Source organism: Novosphingobium sp. SG919 (genome assembly GCF_012932495.1).
Lineage (GTDB): Bacteria > Pseudomonadota > Alphaproteobacteria > Sphingomonadales > Sphingomonadaceae > Novosphingobium > Novosphingobium rhizosphaerae.
The window spans coordinates 371,709-390,060 of record NZ_JABCNG010000005.1 but is presented as its reverse complement, the minus strand read 5'-3'; the positions used below and the strand labels follow the sequence as shown (position 1 = coordinate 390,060).

The following is an 18,352-nucleotide window of genomic DNA, read 5'->3' as shown; positions in this document are numbered from 1 at the left end:
GACCGACGTGATGGTCGCCAAGGTCGAGGCCGATGCGGAGATCGAGCGGCTCCAGTCGATCATCGACGCGTTCATGCGCCACCGGTTCGGGCGCAAGTCTGAGCAGCTCGATCCCGACCAACTCGAGTTCGGCCTCGAAGATGTCGAGACCGCACTCGGCCAGGCGCGCGCCGCGCGCGAGGCGGCTATCGTCAAGGCTGGAGGCGCGCGGCCGCGCAAGGCCAACCGCGGTGCGTTACCCGCACATCTCGAGCGGATCGAACAGGTTGTCGATGTTGAAGCGAAGGCCTGTCCTTGCTGTGGTGGTGCGCTCCACCAGATCGGCGAGGACGTGGCCGAGCGTCTCGATGTCGTGCCGGCCAGCTTCCGCGTACTGGTCACACGGCGCCCGCGCTATGGTTGCCGCTCCTGCGAGGGCGCAGTCGTGCAAGCACCGGCGCCAGCGCGGATCGTTGAGGGTGGCATTCCCACCGAAGCGCTGATCGCGCATGTGCTGGTCACCAAGTATGCCGATCATGTCCCGCTTTACCGGCAGGCCCAGATCTACGCGCGGCAAGGCGTCCAGCTCGACCGCTCGACCTTGGCTGATTGGGTTGGCCGGGCGGCGTGGTATCTGCGACCCTTGCGAGATCGCATTCTCGAAGAGCTGCGACGATCCCAGCGTCTGTTTGCCGACGAGACCACCGCCCCCGTACTTGATCCCGGACGCGGACGAACGAAGACAGGGCAGCTCTGGGCCTATGCCTGCGACGACCGGCCATGGGGCGGCGATGATCCACCACTGGTGGCTTACGTCTACGCGCCTGACCGCAAGAGCGAGCGCGCCCAGTCGCACCTGGGGAGCTATTCCGGCATCCTGCAGGTCGATGGCTACAGCGGTTATCCCGCGCTGGCCAAGCGTGGCCAGCAGCTCAGCCTGGCGTTCTGCTGGTCGCACGTTCGGCGCAAATTCTACGAACTGGCCGAGAACTCCACGGTCGCGGCAGAGGTGCTGCGCCGCATCGCCATGCTCTATGCCATCGAAGACCAGGTTCGCGGCACGTCGGCAGAACAGCGCCGCGCCATGCGCGCCGAACAGGCCCGCGCCATCGTCGATGACCTGCACCTCTATCTCGAGGCGAGGCTCCGCCAGATTAGCGCCAAGAGCAAGCTCGCCGACGCTATCCGCTACGCCTTGACCCGTTGGACTGGGCTGTCGCTATTCCTCGACGATGGCCGCGTCGAGCTGGATTCCAACACCGTAGAGCGATCAATCCGGCCCTTAGCCCTCAATCGCAAAAACGCGCTCTTCGCTGGCTCGGATGACGGCGGCGACAACTGGGCGGTGATCGCCACGCTCATAGAGAATTGCAAGATCTCGGGCGTGAACCCCCACACTTGGTTGGCAGAGACCCTCGCCAAACTCGCCAACGGACATCCAGCCAACGCCGTCGGAGAGCTCATGCCCTGGACCGCCGTGGCCTGAGCACATCGCTTACCCCCGCGCTGCCGCGCCAGCATCATCGGAAAGCGCTGGCCTCGGCCAGAGGGCGCTGATTGCATCTGCCAGCGTGTCATCGCGCCGGTGGAGGGAAGGGGGTGGGGATGGGGTGGCCGGTTCGAAAGGGACCGGGCCTTTCCATCAAGGAGATCCTCCATGGCAACGCTTGCCCAGCAGATTGGCGCGCCTCGAGTTTCCGGCGCGTACAAGGTCGATATCTCCCGCGGTCGCAACATCGGACGCGTCTCGTCCGAATGGTTTTCGCGCCCCGATGACGAGAAGTTCCTGTCGCTCGACGAGCTTTACGACAGCGTCCGCCGCCGCGCCGATCGCGCTCGCACCCGCATCGTCGAAAGCCGCGACGTGCGTGTCGAGGCGACCATGGACAATGCCGAGCGTCTCAGCCTGATCGTTCCCGGAGAGGCGGAGCCGATCGCGCCGACCAACTGGTCCTTCGGTCAGCTCTCCAGCCTTGTCGGCGCGCCCGCCTCCTATCTTCGCAATCTCCCCGCCGCGCTTGCCGGGATCAATCTCCAGCACGGCCTGCTCAGCCACCGCGGCGAACAGGTGAAGCTGCTCAAGACCCATGAGGGCCGCGCCGAACTGCGCGCCGTCACCGGCCCCGACTATGGCCGCATCTGGGACCACGAACTGGTCGCGGCCGTAATGAAGATCGCCGGTAATGGCGTTTCGGACACGCGCTGGAAGGTGCCTGGTGTGCTCGACTGGGGCTCCATGCGGTACAACCCCTATGTCGACGTCACCCGCGAGACGACCACACTCTATGCGTCGGATCGCGATGTCTTCCTGTTTCTGGTCGACGACACGCATCCGATCGAAGCCGGCAAATTGCCCAATGGTGAGCCCGATCTCTTCTTCAGAGGCTTTTACTGTTGGAACTCAGAAGTCGGCTCCAAGGCATTGGGAATTGCGACGTTTTACCTCCGTGCCGTGTGTATGAATCGCAACCTGTGGGGTGTTGAAAATTTCGAGGAGATCTCGATCCGGCATTCCAAGTTCGCGGCCAACCGCTTCGCCCATGAAGCAGCACCGGCCCTCGAAACCTTCGCCGACAGCTCGGCCATGAGCTTCATCGAAGGCATCAAGACAGCACGCGGTCGCATCGTCGCGCGCACCGATGAAGACCGCGAGACCTTCCTGCGCAAGAACGGCTTCTCGAAGCCCGACACTGCCAAGATCATCCAGTCGGTGATCGCTGAGGAGGGGCATCCGCCCGCGAGCCTGTTCGACTTCGTGCAGGGTATCACCGCGCATGCCCGCGCGAAGTCCAATCAGGACACCCGGCTCGAGATCGAAAGCAAGGCGCGCAAGCTGTTCGCCAAAGCCAACTAAGGCCCACCTCTGGAAGGACACTCCGTTCCGCTCCTCCGCGTCGCGCGTGTTCGCCGTCACGCCGGACATCGTCCGGATCCCCAATCCCAACAACCGCCAGGCGGCTTCGACCCAGGTCGGAGCCGCCCTTTTCGTTTCGAAAGGATCAGATCATGCACGCATCCGCCCAGACCGAACTGCATAGCTTCACCGTCGACGTCGAATTTTCGAGCGGCGGCGAACCTTATGCGACCGAGACCTACAAGGTCGAAGCCAGTGACTGGTATCGCGCCCAGCGTGACGCGCTCGAGATGTCGGTCTCCAGTCCCTACGACAACGTCCGCATCCCCGATCTCACGCGTCGGGTGGTCGCTCGTTAACTGGGCCGGTTTCTCCCGCCGGCTTCCTGGCCACGGGAGAAGCCCACTCTCGAGCAGCGTATCCCGACGTCATCACAGCGCAACAGCGCCCTGGGCCGCCTGAGGCGCAAAATCGGCGAGGGGAGGGGCGCGACGAGAGTGCCGGTTCCGAACCGGCGCAACGGAGATTATCGTTATGCCCGACCATGATGCCCGCGCGCTCCTTAGAGAGGCGCTCGACTTCTTCAACGATCGCCCACGTTTCAGCCTGCGGCGAGATCGCAGCCGCAATAGCTACGAACTGGCGTCACGGATCGACGCCCTTCTTGCACGCGACAAGCCTGCCCTGGCCGTCGTTGCCGCCGCCCGCGAGCGCTGGGAAGCGGCCAATCTCTTGCGCGTGGACGCGAACGCGCTGGCTGTCGAACATGATGAGGAGGGCTATTGGGTGCGTGCCTGGGTGCGCGTGAACTCTGCCAGCATCGGCGATACTCCCGCGTCACAAGCCGAACGATACGCCAAGGCGATCGCGGCGTTGCCCGAGACGACCCGCGACGTACTGTTGGGCCACCAGCGCGACCGGCAGGATCTAAGCGCGATCGCTTCACGCTTGGGCATCAACACCCGCGACGTCGAGCAGCATCTCGCCGATGCGATACTGGCGATTGGTCGCGCGCTCGATGGGGCGTGACCTCGCCTTAGCCTTTCCCGTCACCAACATTCCCGAGGAGCATCAGTCATGATGAGCGTCCTTCCAACGCCCGGGTCGTCCAAACGCGCGAGGCTGGCCTCTTACGATCACGCTTATGCGGTGGCCGTACAAAGGAAGCGCGAGACCGGACGGCCGCAATTCGTGCTGCGTACCGGTGACTCGTTTCAACCTTTCCGAGTCTCCACCAGTGCCCCGCAGCGCCACCAATCCGTGATGACCCTCATCCTCTAAGGCGGCGCGTCGACGGGCGGGCCCATTGGGAGAACTAAGATGGACACGCCGATGCATCCTGCGCTTGCCGCATTGAACGACGATCAGCGGTACGCGGCCCTTTACGGTGTCCCGGTGGTGGCCGCCTGGGGCATGGGCGTCGACAGCACGGCGATGATCGTCGAATGGGTTACGCGTGGCCTGCCACTGTCAGTCGTTCTGACCGCCGACACGGGCGTCGAGCGGGAAGAAACCTACGCCTACCTGCCGATCTTCCAGCGCTGGATGGACCGTCATCACATCGAACACCATGTCGTTCGCTATGTGCCCAAGCGTTTCAAGCACTGGCCGCCATATTTTACGCTGCTCGAGAATTGTCTCACCAACGCGACTCTGCCGTCGATCAGTTTCGGGCGCCATTCCTGCTCGGCCAAATGGAAAATTCAGCCGCAGGATCAGTGGGTCGCCGGTTGGTCTCCGGCCCAGCAAAGATGGGCTTGCGGCGGCAAGGTTGTGAAGCTGATCGGCTATGATAGCTCACCCGCCGACAGTCGTCGCTACGCCCATCGTGAGGGGCATGTCAGCGATCTCTATGACTATCACTATCCCTTGCGCGAATGGGGCTGGGACCGCGATGCCTGTACCGCTCGCATCCGCGCGGAGGGTCTGCCTGTTCCGATCAAGTCCGCATGCTGGCTCTGTCTTGCTCAGAAGACCAGCGAGCTGATGACGCTTCCGCGCTGGTGTCTGCGGCTGATCGTGCTGGTCGAGGCCCGGGCGGCGCCGCGCCTGGTCACTGTCGAGGGTCTGTGGCGCACGTCGACGCGCGAGCGGCCCGGGTCGATGACCAGGTTCATCCGCGATCGAGCCCTCCTGCCGGCAGTGGAAATCGATGCCATTATCGCCGGGGCGCCGGTTGATCTTATCGATTTTCAGCGCGCCGCCTCGACTGTTCCATTGAGCGAAAGGCCGACCGCTCGCGACTGGATCGACCGCTTCAATGCAGAGGTCGACCGGCTCGCGGCTTGACCGTTGCTGCCTACGCCCCCTGGCAATCTTATGGCTCCACCAGCAGACGTTCGGCAGCAAACAGACGCGATCGAGGATCAACCCTTCAGGTGTTGCTCGACGGCATCCACGCTATTGCCGACCGCCTTCACCGCCTCGGCAAGCTGGTCCCTGCTGACCCCGAATTTCTCGGTCCAGTAGCGCACCTCATACTCTTCGCCGAGTGCGATCCGCGACCGGTCCCGTGGGCCGCGCAACGTCTTGTCGTCCGCCATCGAAACTCTCCTGGTAACTATCTGTCCTGGCTCGAATAACGTCAGGCCGGGAAGCGGGTTTCCTGTGCTTGGTTATCACCCGTCTCCACGCGGCCAATCGAGTCGCTCGCGCGTCGGAACGAGTCCCTGCGCCGGGTATTTCCTCGACATGGCTTTGGAGCGATCAGCATGGCGCGGGTGAGCGCAGCACGGAAGCCGCGTGCTGCGCCGCGATTGCGCACCGCTGGGCCGCCGCCATTCCAGCCCGTGCAGCTCGCGACGCTGGTCGACAGCGTGCCGACCGGCAACCGCTGGATCCATGAGATGAAGTATGACGGCTATCGCGTGCTGCTTGCAATCGGCGGCGGCGAGGCCGTCGCCTATACGCGTTCGGGGCTCGACTGGTCCGAGAAGTTCGCCGGGCTCGCCGCCGACGCCGCGAAGCTCAAGGTTAGCTCGGCGCTGATCGACGGCGAGGCCGTGGTTCTCGATGGTGACGGCCGGTCTAGCTTTCAGGCGCTACAGAACGCGCTCAAAGGCGCGCCGGCGTCGATCGATTTCTTCGCGTTCGACCTGCTCGAACTCGATGGCGAGGACCTGACCCAGCTACCGCTCACCGAGCGCAAGGCGCGGCTTGCGAGAATCCTGCCAAAAGGCGCAAAGTCGCGGCTGCGTTATTCCGATCATATCGCCGGCAACGGCGAGAAACTCCTCAACCAGTTCTGCGCCGCGGGGCTGGAAGGCGTGATCTCCAAGAAGGCAGACGGTCGCTATGTCGGTTCGCGGTCGGGCGGGTGGCTCAAGACCAAATGCATCAAGCGCCAGGAATTCGTGGTGATTGGCTGGACGCCGTCGGACAAGTCACGCCTGTTCCGCTCGCTGATCCTCGGCGTCCATGAAGATGGCGTTCTGCGCTATGCCGGCAAGGTCGGTACCGGGTTCGACACCCAAGAGATCATCGACCTGATGGCGGTAATGGCGCCGCTTGAACAGAAGGAACCCACCGTCAAGGCGCCACGGGCTGAGGTGCGTGAGGCCCACTGGCTCCGCCCCAAGCTCGTCGCCGAAATCGCCTACACCGAGATGACCAGCGAGGGGACGCTGCGACATCCTTCCTATCTCGGCCTGCGTGAAGACAAGAAGCCGGAGGCGGTGGTGGTCGAGAGCGAGGCGCCGGTCGAACAGGTGACTGCGCCGGCATCTTCGGTGGCGATTTCCAATCGGGACCGGGTGATCTTCCCCGAGGGCAAGATCACCAAGGGGCAGCTCGCGGACTATTATGCGCAGGTCGCGCCAGTCATGCTGCCCTGGGTGGGATCGCGGCCGATCAGCCTGGTGCGTTGCCCGCAAGGCCGGGCCAAGAAATGCTTCTTCCAGAAGCATGACGCGGGGAGTTTCGGCGACGCGGTTCACCATGTAGCGATCCGGGAGAAGGACGGGCACGACGAGCCCTATCTCTACGTCGACACCGCCGACGGCCTGCTGACCTGCGTGCAGATGGGCACGATCGAGTTCCACGGTTGGGGATCCCGGATCGAGGATGTCGAAAAGGCCGATCGGCTCGTGTTCGATCTCGATCCCGATGTCGGGCTCGATTTCGAGAATGTGCGCACCGCCGCCTTCCACTTCCGCGAAATCCTGAAATCGATCGGACTTGAGACCTTTCCGATGCTGACCGGCGGGAAGGGCGTGCATGTCATCGCCCCGCTCGTCCCCGATGCGGAATGGCCCGAGGTCAAGGATTTCGCGCATCGGCTCGCGCAAGCGGTGGCGCAGAGTGATCCCGAGCATTTCACGGCTGCGCTGCCCAAGGCGCAGCGCGAGGGCCGCATCTTCGTCGATTATCTGCGTAACCAGCGCGGAGCGACCGCGGTCATGCCCTTCAGCGCGCGCGCCCGCGAAGGCGCGCCGGTCGCGGTGCCGATCACCTGGAAGGAGATGGAGACGATCGACAAGCCGTCGCATTGGTCGATCCTCGACGGCGCCGAACTTGTGAAGCGCGCCGGCTCGAAGGCGCTTCTGGGGTGGGGGCGCGCCGACCAGGTGCTGCCCGACCTGTGAGCGTGGCCCCGTGAAAATCGCGACCTACAACGTCAACGGCGTCAACGGGCGGCTTCCCGTGCTGCTGCGCTGGCTTGAGGAAGCCGAGCCTGATGTGGTCGTGTTGCAAGAGCTGAAGGCGCCGCAGGAGCGCTTCCCCGAAGGCGCGGTTCGCGAACTTGGCTACGACGCCATCTGGCACGGCCAGAAATCCTGGAACGGTGTCGCGATGCTGAGTCGGGTGGGCGAAATCCATGAGACGAGACGCGGACTGCCAGACGATCCTGATCCGGTTCAGAGCCGCTATATCGAGGCGGCCATCAACGGCATCCTGATCGGCGGGCTTTACCTGCCGAACGGCAATCCGCGTCCCGGCCCCAAATTCGACTACAAGCTGCGATGGTTCGACAGGCTGATCGACCATGCGGCGGGGCTGCTCGGAACTGGGCTGCCCGTGATGCTCGCCGGCGACTTCAATGTCATGCCGACCGATCTCGACGTTTATAAGCCCGAGCGCTGGCTCGATGACGCGCTGTTCGCGCCAGAGGTGAAGGCGGCCTATTTCCGGCTGCTCGATCAGGGCTGGACCGACGCGCTCCGTACGCGCCATCCCGGCGAGGTCATCTACACGTTCTGGGACTATTTCCGAAACGCCTATGTCCGCAACGCGGGCCTAAGGATCGACCATCTGCTGCTCAGCCCCGCGCTCGTCGACCGGCTCGCCGACGCCCAGGTCGATGCGCACGTGCGCGGCTGGGACAAGACCAGTGACCACGCGCCGGTTTGGATCGAGCTGGCAGACAAGCCGAAGCGGAAACGAGCGAAGAAGGACACCGCCTGATGGACATTGAGAGCTTCATGCTCGCCGAAAATGGCTGGGTACCCAACAATGACCGGTTGCCGGTCGTCGTGTATCACGCTGCGCTGAAAGGGGAGGGTGGGGATCTGGCGGAGAGAATCGAGGCTCTGTTCGCCGATCACGGCTGGCCGCCTGACTGGCGTGACGGCGTGTTTGATTACCACCATTATCACTCGACGGCCCATGAGGCGCTTGGGGTGTTTTCGGGAAAGGCGACGCTGGAGCTCGGTGGTCCTGACGGGCGAAGGATCGAGGTGTCGACCGGGGACGCGTTGCTGCTCCCGGTGGGGACCGGACATCGCCGGATCTCGGCGAGCGACGACTTCCAGGTGGTTGGCGCCTATCCGCAGGGGATGCACTGGGACATCTGCCGCGAGGCGCCCGACGAAGCGGTACGAGCACGTATGGCGGCCCTTCCCGATCCACGGCACGACCCGGTGACGGGCGAGACGGGAATCCGGACGGGCGCTTGAGTTCATTGGTTGCGCGGATTCATGCGCCCGTCTTTCGCAACCAAGCGATGTCGGTAGTCGGGATATTCTAACCTATCGGCGCGGCGCGCTGTTTTGTGAGTCCATCAAACCATCCCGCGTAAGGCGTTGTGCGCGCCATATGCCGGTTGAGATCCGGCGCACCATCGTCCCACCAGACCGGCCCACGCTCGCCGAGCGCCCGCTTCGCCTCGTCGACGGCCTGGTGCGCCTCATCCTCCGCGACTTTGTTCTCGTTTCGCCTGGCAGTTCCGACTGCGCGGCGCGCGGCCATCAGCTGCGAAACCAGCTCTGCCCGCTTCTCTGGTGGCAGTGATGGATCAGACATCCGCCAGAGGCGCCCACGCACGACGAAATAGCGGCCGTCTGGCGTCACCGGATGGTCACCTGGCTTGCGAGGACCGTCAGGCACCGCGGTCAAGCTCGGCCGCGCGAGCGAGCGCAGCGTCGCGCACTGCGCACCAACGGTCGCGTTCGACCCGGGCGTTGGCGAGCGCGCGATGCGCGGGTCGCCCATCCGGGGCCCGGACATCGGCAAGCGCGACGAGATTGGCGACTTCTTGGCGCAGTTTCTCGGGCGGCGTTCTCGGGGCAAGGATGCGTTCCACTACTTCCCGTCGCGCTTCGTCGCTGTCGCGCAGCCGAAGCGTGTGGCGCGGATAACCGGCGGCACGCAGGAGAGCGCTCAGCCATTTGCCATCCCAGCTCGGGGCGCTGGCGAGGAGATCGTGGGCGGTAAGCTGCTCGACCATCACACGCGCTACCTCGGCATGCGGTGTGCCCTGTGCGAGTTCGTCACGCGCGATGCCGTGGATCGTGGCGGCTCGCTCGTCCCAGTCGGTCCAGGCAGGGGCCGGGCGGATCAGATATTGCGCACTGGCGCCGTCCTCGAAGACCCAGCCAACCTCGATCGGATAACTTAGTTTGGCGAGCGAAGAGGCTTCGAAGTCGAGGAAAACCAGCATTTCACCTCAATCGCTGAAAAGGGCGGTGATTACCGCAGCTGGCTGTCCTTGCTGCCGCGGCGGTTGATCGCGCTGAAGGTCACATGCGTACGATCGCGCTCGCTTTGACATCTAACGCAGGTTCGTACGCCCGGAAGCGCCGCCCGCCGGCTTTCCGGGATGTCGTCGCCACATGCTTCGCATTCTTCGAGGCTCTCGCCGCTCGGCATGCGGGCACGCGCCGCATCCAGCGCATCCTTGATGCTGTCTTCGATCTGTTCCTGGACGGCGCCATCAGGCGCCCAGCCATTGGCCATGCGTCGCCTCTTTTGTCGCTGCGGAACTACACTCCCAATATGGGAACTGAGGAGGCAAAATTCCATGCCCCTACGCGCGGGAGCGCCGATGTTCTTAGGCCTCGCCGTGCCAACCTCGACATGTTGGCTGATCCGATCGCGCCAGACTGTCTGCGACTTTGCTTGACGAACGAAAGACGGTGCCCCCAATTTTCGCACTATACGTATCATCGACGAGCTTGCCGCCACGCGCTGCTATTATGGCCGATCGCTGCCGACACTACCCGATATTCTTCTGATTGATATCCCGTCACGCTTCGGCGGCAGGGGCCTCGCACTTGGCCGATACTATCCGGTGATCCTCGAGACGCTTGCCGAACAGGTCGAGTTTGAGGCGTTTCTTTGTGCCGAGCGCCCCAAACTGGCGCCGCCGGCACTGCTCGATCGCCGCCCATCGTCCCTCTATCTGACCGAAATTGTCTTCGCTCGTTATGAACCGCAGGCTCCGGGCTGGCCCTGGCTGCTCCTGTGCTGCTGGCCTCCATCCTATACGGCCATGTTCAGTCGCCGGGCGAAGAGTTTGCGCGCGGGGCCTACACCGTCGACGCGTTCGTCAATTCAGAAGAGGCAGATGCCGCAGAGAGTCTTCTGCTGGAAACGCTCGCCCCCCACCAATCACGCCGGGTGGAATCCTGTCCTTGGGCATTAGGCCGAGCTTAGCCGGCAGCTGTTCGCCATCCGGACTTCGACAGCAACAGACGCCCTTAGGACTTTGCCGCCAAGCGGACCGGCGCCGCTTCGTAAGGTGGGACCTCAAACGGCGGGCTCAGCGGCCGCTCAGTGCCGATAGCCAAGCAACGCCGTGATCGGCGCAGCCATATCGACACGCTTCTTCATCAGATCGGAGAGCCAGACCAGATGCGCTGCGGCATCCGCCAGCGGGAGCCCACAAACCTCGTCGAAAAGCTCGCGCTGATAGGCGAGCTCACGGTCGAGGATATCACGCAGACGGACCCGCGCTGGACTATCATCCTCTTCTATTCCAGCATTGGCCTCACGCGCAGCATCCAGAAACGCTTCGGCCAGCTCCTGCGCCTCATAATAGCCGCCATCGAGCCCCTCGCTCGCGGCAAGGCTGGCGAGCCTGCGTCGCACCAGCGGCAGGTCGGGATCCGCTGCCGCGTCGTCGAGGGGAAGGTTATAATCGTAGCTGGCGAGATAATCTCGGATCATGGTTTTCCTCCGTCAGTGACGGAGAACATAGAAAGAACGAGGGCGCAACTGAAATCGCCGGTGTGGCATTCGGGATTGGCTTGGTGCTGACGACAGTTTCTCACGCGGGGCTGCTTCCTATTTTGAGCGACCCTGCGCGGCCCGGCGCTCACACAAGCCCTGTGGATGCCAGTCGTGTATCAACGTCGTGGGCGCTTGGCTGGCATCGTGCAGGATGAGGGCGAAGCCTTTCCGCGGCTCCTTTCCCGTGGCCATCAGCAGCATCGGCGGCCCGCCCCTGATAACGAGGTTGTTCCCGGGACCGTGGCCAAGCTGAACCCCCTCCGGAGTCTCGAGACAGGTGTCGCCGGTGACCGCGTAAAACGCCTCCGGCCCTGAATGGACGTGAAGCGGGGCTGTCATGCCCGGCGTGAAGATCGAACGCAGATACTCGGCGGCGTAGCTCTGTGCGGGCTCGACCGGGAGCGGCCCTACCGTGGATGCGTGTCCGCCGCCTTTTGCCCGCCATGACCGGCGTTCGATGGTGAAGAGCCAAATCTCGCCGAAGGCCTTTACGACAGAGCTGGACGGCGTCGCCGCGCGCTCGGCCGCATCCTGCGACGGGAAACGATCTAGATGCCAGTAGAGCGGGCCCACCGGCAGTGAGGCGAGAGCCTGGCGTGTCAGCAGACAGGCCGGGCCAACCGCTTCCTCGGTTCCACACGGACGGGTGGTGGCCTGAGCCCATGCAGACTGGGTCAGCAACGACGCGCCAAGAAACGCGAGACCGGACAGCAAAATTCTCATGTCGCCCCCCTGCTGATGAACGTCCGTCGAGAATATCACGCCAGTATCTCTATCGCGATAGGAGATATCTTCTTCCGGCGCCGATTGCCGGAGACGATCCAGGCAATATAAGGTGCAATTTCAGCGGGTCTAAAGGATCCTTTCTTCCCCGGCGTCCTCGCTTTCACTTGTCCGCATGTGGAGGGGCAACGCATTCTCGGAAAGGCGCCGACAGCGGCTGTAGCAGACTGGCGGCGCCTCGTGATTCGGATCAGCCGTTCAGACGATCCTTTACCGCCTTGGCAGCTGTGAAACCGAGCTTCTTCGACGCCGCGATCGTGATCGCGTCGCCCGTTGCAGGATTACGACCTTGGCGCTCAGGCTGGTCCTTCACCTTGAACTTGCCGAACCCAGCCAAGGAAACCTCTTCGCCTTTCGCCGCGCTATCCGCGATCACGGCGAAGACGGCGTCGACAAGCTTCTTGGCCTCGGCCTTCGCGATCCCGTGGTTCGCTGCAATGGCGTCGGCGATGTCACTGTTATTCATCGATCAAACTCTCTTATCATCTATTGAGCGCGTGTGAGCGGAAGCGCTCCAACAGAGCTGCGACCCTGCTCGCGCTTGTCCACTCTAACCGTGTCGGACCGAAGGCGAAACGGCCGATGGCGGCGTATTTCATAGCAATCGGCGCCAGCTCGTGAAGACCGAGCGCGAGCGCCATAGCGAGGCCCAGCCTTTTGTCGGCAGACCGGATGGAAGCTCGGCGGAAGGCAGTTTCTCAAAAGCTCCGGTCCTAGTTAACTTCCGTGGTTCAACCTTTCGAACAGGCGACATGAAGGACGCTCAAGCGGCGAAATGCCCGATCAGTCGATCAGTGAACATCAGCCTCAGTGCCGTTGCGGTCGCTATTGGGCTGGACGTGGCCGAGCCATAACGGAAGCTTGCTGTTCCTGAAGTCCCAATCGCCGAGCGGCGCGAACCAGTCGGGCACAGCCTCGCCATTGAGCTGGATCACCTGGTCGCCGTCCAAAGTCTGCGTCGCATAATAGCGGCTGAAGATCCGGCTCGCCCAGCCGATCCCATCAAAGCCCTGATCGGATTCCTCCTCAGGACGCGAAACATACTCTACGCCTCCAATGGCATCCCCGTCCATCAGCGCAACAGGAGCGCCAACAGGCCAATCCCCAAACAGCATCAGGATTTGGGCCAGCCGGCGATCCCTCGGATCAATCAGCTCCGTATCACCACTATAGAGGCGCGCACCGACGATGATGAACTCCGCCATCCCCTCCGGGTTCAGAGTTCGCGGCTTCGTCCGGTCCGCGTCGAGCACCAGCTTCAAAGGTGGCTTTGTCATGATCAGGGTCTCGCCGAGCTTCCCGAACTCATTGGCCTTTACGGCCTCCTGCATGTCGATGCGCAGCCCGCCATCTTCGCGCCGGAAGCGCCCGGGCGACACAATCGTCCAGATATTCCAGAGCGACCAGAAGATCGCGAGCTTCAGCGGCGTGCCCACCATGTCGGCGTAGGACTGGAGCGATCCGAGATAGGCCGCCGACATCGTGAAGTTCTGCTCAAGCGGCTCCTCGCCTCGCATATTCTTGACCTCGATCAGCCATTGCTCGCCATCTCCGAGCACCACGCGAAAGTCCGGCGCCCGCGCTTTGGTGGCACTATGCACACGCCCGATATCCTCGCACTTGAACATCCGATAGCGCCCGAGTGTCAGCACCGTGGCTTCAAAAAGCCGCTCGGTGCGCGAGCCATGCACCAGAGGCGCGTCGGTCAAAGCCGTCTCGAGCCTCGGTCTTGCGTCCGCCATGAAGCGGTCAATCAGCGTCGGATCGTTGAGAGCGATCCGATGTTGCTGCGCGAAAGCGGCAAGAGACGCAAACAGGTCGAACGGCTTTGGTTGGCGGGGCGCCGCGGTCTCCTCGCTCATGGCGCGTTCCCGCCCGGCGGCTCAACATCGGGTGGGTTCATATACTGCCGAAAACCAGTCAGGTCCTCGTCGCTGGGGTTTTCCGCCTCTGGGAAATGCCGGATCGTCTCCGCAATATCACGGCGGGAGACATAGCTGATGATCGCGCCGCCGTTGCTCATTTCATAGTCCATCGAGCCGGTGTAGCGATTGGGTAGGGCAAGGCCCGGCGCGAATGCGATGGGCTTCTTGTTCCCTTTCTTGCTGACCTCATGCTTCGCCAGAGCCACCCTGATGAATTCCAGCGTGGTAAAGCCCATTTCGGTGCGTCGCAGATCGATGCGCATCTGTTCCACAAGTTCGGGTCGCTCCTCGGCGTCACGCAGCTGCTGGGCACGAAGCTCCCGATCATAGTGGCGATAACCCAGTTCCCGCTCGAGGTGCGTCGCCTTTTGATCGAAGCCGCCATTGTCGGCCAGCTTCAGGACCTCTTCGCAACGCTGCCGCCAGGTCCGCAACAGCTCATAGGCGGCGAAAATCCACATCGGCGAAAGTGCCTGCACCATGGCGAGGTTCGAGCGGGGCTGACCCTCCGCGGCCATGTCCTCGAGCACCTTCTGCTCAAGACCGTTGAGCAGATTGTCGACATGGCAAAGCTGGCTCGCCTGCATGACCAAAAACGGATTGTCCGCAAATCCGGCCAGCGACTTCAGCGCCTCGAAGAGATCGCTCCGGCCAATCTCGGAGATGCTGCGATAGCGCGGCTTTTCGTCATCGGGCTCGCACATCTCCGGCACGGGGTCACGCCTGTCCATAGGGCGGTTGGATCACCGCGAGCGGAAGTGGATCGACAAGGCCCCAGAAGCGCGTCGTCGCACGGATGTAGCGCGCCAAGTCGCCTTGCCTGATGCGGACATGCTCGCTCGCAATCGCCGTCCCGGGAAGGAGATCGTGATAGTCACCGGCGTCCTCGTCCCAGAGGTCGGGCGCCAGTTCGCGCAGCCGCTCGCAGGACCTACCCTCACCATGCCGCACGACGTTGGCAGCGACGAACATCTCCGTCAGGTCCTCGCGCAGGCCACCCAACGCCAGATCAATCCCGGTCTCTTCGGCGCAACCGCGAAGCAACGCTTCGAACCCGCTGAACCCGCTCATGTCGGCAAGCCCTGCATCCTGTATCGCCCGGGCCCAGCGGCTCAGCTGACGCTCGAACAGACCCGCGAGGGTCAGGGTGAACGCCTTCGCCGCCTCATTGGCGGTGTAATTGTCCACTTGGGCTGCGGCCCGATCGAGGAACAGGTCGAGGCTGCTTGTCTCGCCGATCTCCAGCACCGGATGGGTTCGCAGGTTCTCCATGGCCGGCTCGATTACACGCTCGAAGAAGCGCCCAAGATTGGCCCGAAAGACCCTCGGTAACTGGTCTACGGTCGACGTCATCAAAACCCCCGGCGCAACTCTCGGCGCGCTTTGCGGAAGGTGAAGGAATCTCACGCGGTTGCAAGTCAACAATTCCTCGCCGAGGCACCAGTCATACGATATTGTCGAGCGCCGCCAGTCCAACAGGGGGGGGTACGCGTGGCACAAACAAAAGCCGATGCTCACCGAAAATCTGCGAGGAAGGCCTATAACGAGAGAAGCGATCTCGAGAAGCTACAGTCGCAATGGACTAAGCTGTCGGGTCTGCATGGACGCGACGAACCCTCTGCTGCAATCGTTCGCTGCGCCACTGCCGCCGAGATCGCTGCCAACTATGCGGTTCGTACCGAATGGAGCAAGAAGACCCAGTTCGATGCAGCCATCATCGACCAGTTCCTGCGCTGGGCCAATGGTCTGCCGCTGAAGGTCGAACGCCTCTTCGTGCCCGTCTTCTTCGCAACACCGACGACAAGCCCGACGGCAAAAGCTCTCATCAGCTCGGCGACCAAGATCAACAAGGTGCGCAACGCCGTCGTCCACCAAGGGTCATTCAGCAACAGGGACGAGGCCGAGGCGATCATCGCTGAGGCAAAGATGTTCATCAATATGATCGTCGGTTTGTCGATCGACGGCTTCGATATCGAGACAAGGGCTTCGCCCGCCTCGGATGGGGACCCTGCCAAGGCAGCATCCCAATGACCGCCGGACGCCCCAAGCGCCACCATTATGTGCCGCAATTCTATCTTCGGCGCTTCGCGTGCGCGGACGATGCGAACAAAGTTCGCGTCGTCGAACGGCATGGTGACGTCCTAGCCATCGACCGCAAATCCATAGACCGCATCGGCTATGAGGACGCCCTGCATGACTATGTCGAGAACGGCGTCGCCGGTTCGATCGAAGGCCCGATCAACCACGTGATCGAGACCCCATTCTCCAAAGGACCGACATGGAAAAAGATCGTTGAAGGTCAATCCGCCGCCCTCTCCGACGCAGACAAGGTTCCGATCTATGGGTTCGCCCGCCACCTCCAGCGCCGGAACCTCGAAACGCTGCGCTTCATCGAGGCTGAATCCACCCGGTTCACAGGCGGTCATCTCGACGCTGATCTCGACGAGGACGAGCGGGAGATGCACGCATGGATCGCCGCATCGGCTGATCACGCGCACGCCCTTTTCCGCGAAGGAGCAATGGACACGACGATCCCTGCCGATGCTGACACCATCAAGGTGATGGTCTGCCACTCTCCGGTTCCGTTCCGAACCTCGACGAACCCGACGCTGATGATCTCTGCCCCTGGTCGGCAATCTGTCTTCGGCGCCGTGTTCAATGACCTGCGAACCTGGTGGCTTACGCTCGACCGGACCTGCGGAGCCTTCATTATCGCGGGCGGACCGCCCGGCCTTAGCCACTCCACCATGCCCCCAGATGCAGCGCGTATGATCAATCGGCAATATCTGGTTCAGCACGCCAACAGCATGACCGTCCGCTACCTCCTCGCTGACGATCCCTATCTGGACGATGACCTTCGCTGGGCGGGTTATGGTTTCGATCGGACTACAACTCATGGCGCCCGCTGGCAGAAGCGCGGTGGTGGCGAGTAGCCTCACCGCAACGGGAACGCTGCAGCACCATGATCTCCCCCAATGCCATTCCCGCCATCGTCAGCTCAGGACTTTGTCGCCACGTGGAATGGTGCCGATCCTGCTGGTCCGCTCCAGGTTCCAGCCGGCCGTCCTGTGCTGTTTGGTCGCGCTGGTGCGCGGGTGTTTGTAGATATTCTTGTAACCGACCGAGATAATCCCACGGTTCGCCGCCAGCGTGGCGGTCGGCACCGTGCCGGTGAAGTCGGCGCCGTGATGGGTCACAACCAGATAGTCGAACGTCTTGCCCATGGGCCAGCTGCCGAGCGCGTCGTACCCGGCATCCCCGACAAGCAGCGCGGTCAGCTGGGAGGCGAGCGTCAGAGCCAACGACAGGCCATTGTCGTTCAAGCGCGCCGGGCCGGTGCATTGTAGAAGCGTCGCGCCGCCGACCGTTAGAACCGCAGCACCGCTATAGCCAATGAGAAGGCTCTTCGCGTGAAGCTGAGTGGCGATCTTGCTCGCGCCTGGTCCCATCACCTGCACCGGTGTGAGCCATTGGACCGATTGCAGTGCCTTGCACCGGTAATAGCCGTGCAGATGATCCCAGTCCCAATGGGACAGGATCACGGGCGCCGTGCCGGTAATCGCAGGGGCTCTCGCGGGCGCCGTGTGTGCGTTGTAGGAGATAGGCCAGCCGGCGTCGAAATGTCCCAGAACCTTGCCCTTCGCATCAAGAAAACTGATGAAGCTGGCCTGGCCGACGTCGCGGACCTGCACATCCTTGACGGCGGCCAGGGCCTGCAAAATATTCCGCGCTTTCGCGAGCTGACCGGCCGCACCGCTCGGGAACTGACAGAGTTGCGCGACCTTCGTTGCCTTCTGCAACAGAGGGGCAACCGATGCGCCGACAGGCTGCGGCGCTTTTGGTTCCTCATCGCGGCCGAATAGCAGACGCGCATCTTCCAGCACGCCGCGGCTATGTTGAACATAGCCATCGGGCGTGAGTTGGGCATGGAAGGCGATCGTCTCACCGTCCCAGAAGCGCGGCCTGATCTTTAGTTCCACCCAGTCGCCCTCCTGGGGTACGAAGCCGAACTTCTTCTTAAAGCGCCGTTCCGTCGTGACCGCGCGCACCGATGCAAAGGGCTCCACTACGTCCGGTGACGCAATCGAGCGCTCCAGATCGTCGTCGGACACCTCCACATCGATGCCATCGAACTCGAAAGACGTTCGGCCATAGGGGCGGGGGCCGACCCTTTCCGCGCGGGTGACAAAGGCGATCAAAGCACGTCTTGGGAACTCGGGCTTTGCGGTCACATCTTTCATCATGGGAGCAGATCACCTTACGTTCTGTTTGGACCGAAGCCCATACTGCCCGACCATCGCAATTCAGGCCTCGCGAAAGGAATCGCGCTAACGTGCGATGTAGGTCGTGGAGCCGGTAGACC

21 protein-coding genes are annotated in these 18,352 nt (G+C 62.8%); 10 read left to right on the top strand and 11 right to left on the bottom strand.

The genetic code is table 11. From position 1 onward, the window contains the following. Positions 1–10: 10 nt before the first annotated feature. The 5 genes from FHT19_RS19625 (at position 11) to FHT19_RS19605 (ending at position 5,122) form a co-directional block, all read left to right on the top strand. Positions 11–1,465, top strand: coding sequence for an IS66 family transposase (locus tag FHT19_RS19625; protein WP_246866376.1), 1,455 nt, complete (start codon positions 11–13; stop codon positions 1,463–1,465). A 171-nt stretch (positions 1,466–1,636) separates the two neighbouring features. Then, complete coding sequence (locus tag FHT19_RS19620) at positions 1,637–2,833, top strand: DUF932 domain-containing protein (protein WP_169476448.1); 1,197 nt, start codon at positions 1,637–1,639, stop codon at positions 2,831–2,833. Positions 2,834–2,985: 152 nt separating this feature from the next. Beyond that, positions 2,986–3,192, top strand: coding sequence for a hypothetical protein (locus FHT19_RS19615; RefSeq protein ID WP_169476447.1), 207 nt, complete (start codon positions 2,986–2,988; stop codon positions 3,190–3,192). A gap of 175 nt (positions 3,193–3,367) precedes the next feature. Further along, a complete protein-coding gene (locus FHT19_RS19610) occupies positions 3,368–3,862 on the top strand; it encodes a sigma factor-like helix-turn-helix DNA-binding protein (RefSeq protein ID WP_169476446.1) in 495 nt (164 codons plus the stop codon). Positions 3,863–4,165: 303 nt separating this feature from the next. Beyond that, entirely contained in the window at positions 4,166–5,122 is a 957-nt protein-coding gene (locus FHT19_RS19605) for a hypothetical protein (RefSeq protein ID WP_169476537.1), read from the top strand. Positions 5,123–5,199: 77 nt separating this feature from the next. On the opposite strand, the gene FHT19_RS19600 is transcribed toward FHT19_RS19605, so the two are convergent. Then, entirely contained in the window at positions 5,200–5,376 is a 177-nt protein-coding gene (locus FHT19_RS19600; protein WP_169476445.1) for a DUF3606 domain-containing protein, read from the bottom strand. A gap of 168 nt (positions 5,377–5,544) precedes the next feature. Here FHT19_RS19600 and ligD point away from each other — a divergent pair, with 168 nt between their 5' ends. Genes ligD through FHT19_RS19585 form a run of 3 tightly spaced genes read left to right on the top strand, consistent with a single transcriptional unit; the run spans position 5,545 to position 8,727 of the window. After that, positions 5,545–7,416, top strand: a complete 1,872-nt coding sequence (ligD, locus tag FHT19_RS19595) for a DNA ligase D (protein ID WP_169476444.1) — start codon at positions 5,545–5,547, stop codon at positions 7,414–7,416. Between the two features lie 10 nt (positions 7,417–7,426). After that, positions 7,427–8,236, top strand: coding sequence for an exodeoxyribonuclease III (gene xth, locus FHT19_RS19590; RefSeq protein WP_169476443.1), 810 nt, complete (start codon positions 7,427–7,429; stop codon positions 8,234–8,236). Continuing rightward, positions 8,236–8,727, top strand: a complete 492-nt coding sequence (locus tag FHT19_RS19585) for a cupin domain-containing protein (RefSeq protein WP_169476442.1) — start codon at positions 8,236–8,238, stop codon at positions 8,725–8,727. Before xth ends, FHT19_RS19585 begins: the two co-directional genes overlap by 1 nt. A 67-nt stretch (positions 8,728–8,794) precedes the next feature. Here FHT19_RS19585 and FHT19_RS19580 read toward each other — a convergent pair whose 3' ends face one another. The 9 genes from FHT19_RS19580 to FHT19_RS19540 all read right to left on the bottom strand — a co-directional run bounded on the left by FHT19_RS19580 (position 8,795) and on the right by FHT19_RS19540 (position 15,342). Continuing rightward, positions 8,795–9,121: a hypothetical protein gene (locus tag FHT19_RS19580; RefSeq protein ID WP_248290566.1), complete on the bottom strand. Its 327-nt coding sequence runs from the start codon at positions 9,119–9,121 to the stop codon at positions 8,795–8,797. 28 nt (positions 9,122–9,149) lie between these two features. Beyond that, a complete protein-coding gene (locus FHT19_RS19575; RefSeq protein ID WP_169476441.1) occupies positions 9,150–9,710 on the bottom strand; it encodes a transcriptional regulator in 561 nt (186 codons plus the stop codon). 29 nt (positions 9,711–9,739) lie between these two features. Beyond that, a complete protein-coding gene (locus FHT19_RS19570; RefSeq protein WP_169476440.1) occupies positions 9,740–10,006 on the bottom strand; it encodes a DksA/TraR family C4-type zinc finger protein in 267 nt (88 codons plus the stop codon). Between the two features lie 816 nt (positions 10,007–10,822). Continuing rightward, on the bottom strand, positions 10,823–11,218 hold the full coding sequence (locus FHT19_RS19565) for a hypothetical protein (protein WP_169476439.1): 396 nt from the start codon (positions 11,216–11,218) through the stop codon (positions 10,823–10,825). Between the two features lie 117 nt (positions 11,219–11,335). Next, positions 11,336–12,004 (bottom strand): hypothetical protein, encoded by a 669-nt coding sequence (locus tag FHT19_RS19560; RefSeq protein WP_169476438.1) that lies wholly within the window; start codon positions 12,002–12,004, stop codon positions 11,336–11,338. A 250-nt stretch (positions 12,005–12,254) separates the two neighbouring features. Next, positions 12,255–12,530 carry an HU family DNA-binding protein gene (locus tag FHT19_RS19555; RefSeq protein ID WP_169476437.1) on the bottom strand — a complete coding sequence of 92 codons (276 nt, stop codon included), beginning with the start codon at positions 12,528–12,530 and terminating at the stop codon, positions 12,255–12,257. A 325-nt stretch (positions 12,531–12,855) separates the two neighbouring features. Continuing rightward, positions 12,856–13,926: a hypothetical protein gene (locus tag FHT19_RS19550; RefSeq protein WP_169476436.1), complete on the bottom strand. Its 1,071-nt coding sequence runs from the start codon at positions 13,924–13,926 to the stop codon at positions 12,856–12,858. Beyond that, the gene (locus tag FHT19_RS19545) at positions 13,923–14,720 is read right to left on the bottom strand and encodes a hypothetical protein (protein ID WP_248290565.1); all 798 of its coding nucleotides are present in this window, start codon (positions 14,718–14,720) and stop codon (positions 13,923–13,925) included. The genes FHT19_RS19550 and FHT19_RS19545 overlap by 4 nt, the downstream gene beginning before the upstream one ends. Further along, complete coding sequence (locus FHT19_RS19540; RefSeq protein ID WP_169476435.1) at positions 14,707–15,342, bottom strand: hypothetical protein; 636 nt, start codon at positions 15,340–15,342, stop codon at positions 14,707–14,709. The genes FHT19_RS19545 and FHT19_RS19540 overlap by 14 nt, the downstream gene beginning before the upstream one ends. Positions 15,343–15,480: 138 nt before the next feature. Between FHT19_RS19540 and FHT19_RS19535 the strand changes: the two genes are divergently transcribed. Continuing rightward, the gene (locus tag FHT19_RS19535) at positions 15,481–16,020 is read left to right on the top strand and encodes a hypothetical protein (protein WP_248290564.1); all 540 of its coding nucleotides are present in this window, start codon (positions 15,481–15,483) and stop codon (positions 16,018–16,020) included. After that, a complete protein-coding gene (locus FHT19_RS19530; RefSeq protein ID WP_169476434.1) occupies positions 16,017–16,922 on the top strand; it encodes a DUF4238 domain-containing protein in 906 nt (301 codons plus the stop codon). The genes FHT19_RS19535 and FHT19_RS19530 overlap by 4 nt, the downstream gene beginning before the upstream one ends. 60 nt (positions 16,923–16,982) lie before the next feature. Here FHT19_RS19530 and FHT19_RS19525 read toward each other — a convergent pair whose 3' ends face one another. Then, a complete protein-coding gene (locus FHT19_RS19525) occupies positions 16,983–18,233 on the bottom strand; it encodes a metallo-hydrolase/oxidoreductase (protein WP_169476433.1) in 1,251 nt (416 codons plus the stop codon). Positions 18,234–18,352 lie beyond the last annotated feature (119 nt).

Coding starts and splice junctions, on each gene's coding strand:
- FHT19_RS19625 (WP_246866376.1), top strand. CDS start 11: ATGGTCGCCAAGGTCGAGGCCGATGCGGAGATCGAGCGGCTCCAGTCG.
- FHT19_RS19620 (WP_169476448.1), top strand. CDS start 1,637: ATGGCAACGCTTGCCCAGCAGATTGGCGCGCCTCGAGTTTCCGGCGCG.
- FHT19_RS19615 (WP_169476447.1), top strand. CDS start 2,986: ATGCACGCATCCGCCCAGACCGAACTGCATAGCTTCACCGTCGACGTC.
- FHT19_RS19610 (WP_169476446.1), top strand. CDS start 3,368: ATGCCCGACCATGATGCCCGCGCGCTCCTTAGAGAGGCGCTCGACTTC.
- FHT19_RS19605 (WP_169476537.1), top strand. CDS start 4,166: ATGCATCCTGCGCTTGCCGCATTGAACGACGATCAGCGGTACGCGGCC.
- FHT19_RS19600 (WP_169476445.1), bottom strand. CDS start 5,376: ATGGCGGACGACAAGACGTTGCGCGGCCCACGGGACCGGTCGCGGATC.
- ligD (WP_169476444.1), top strand. CDS start 5,545: ATGGCGCGGGTGAGCGCAGCACGGAAGCCGCGTGCTGCGCCGCGATTG.
- FHT19_RS19585 (WP_169476442.1), top strand. CDS start 8,236: ATGGACATTGAGAGCTTCATGCTCGCCGAAAATGGCTGGGTACCCAAC.
- FHT19_RS19575 (WP_169476441.1), bottom strand. CDS start 9,710: ATGCTGGTTTTCCTCGACTTCGAAGCCTCTTCGCTCGCCAAACTAAGT.
- FHT19_RS19570 (WP_169476440.1), bottom strand. CDS start 10,006: ATGGCCAATGGCTGGGCGCCTGATGGCGCCGTCCAGGAACAGATCGAA.
- FHT19_RS19565 (WP_169476439.1), bottom strand. CDS start 11,218: ATGATCCGAGATTATCTCGCCAGCTACGATTATAACCTTCCCCTCGAC.
- FHT19_RS19560 (WP_169476438.1), bottom strand. CDS start 12,004: ATGAGAATTTTGCTGTCCGGTCTCGCGTTTCTTGGCGCGTCGTTGCTG.
- FHT19_RS19555 (WP_169476437.1), bottom strand. CDS start 12,530: ATGAATAACAGTGACATCGCCGACGCCATTGCAGCGAACCACGGGATC.
- FHT19_RS19550 (WP_169476436.1), bottom strand. CDS start 13,926: ATGAGCGAGGAGACCGCGGCGCCCCGCCAACCAAAGCCGTTCGACCTG.
- FHT19_RS19545 (WP_248290565.1), bottom strand. CDS start 14,720: ATGGACAGGCGTGACCCCGTGCCGGAGATGTGCGAGCCCGATGACGAA.
- FHT19_RS19540 (WP_169476435.1), bottom strand. CDS start 15,342: ATGACGTCGACCGTAGACCAGTTACCGAGGGTCTTTCGGGCCAATCTT.
- FHT19_RS19530 (WP_169476434.1), top strand. CDS start 16,017: ATGACCGCCGGACGCCCCAAGCGCCACCATTATGTGCCGCAATTCTAT.
- FHT19_RS19525 (WP_169476433.1), bottom strand. CDS start 18,233: ATGATGAAAGATGTGACCGCAAAGCCCGAGTTCCCAAGACGTGCTTTG.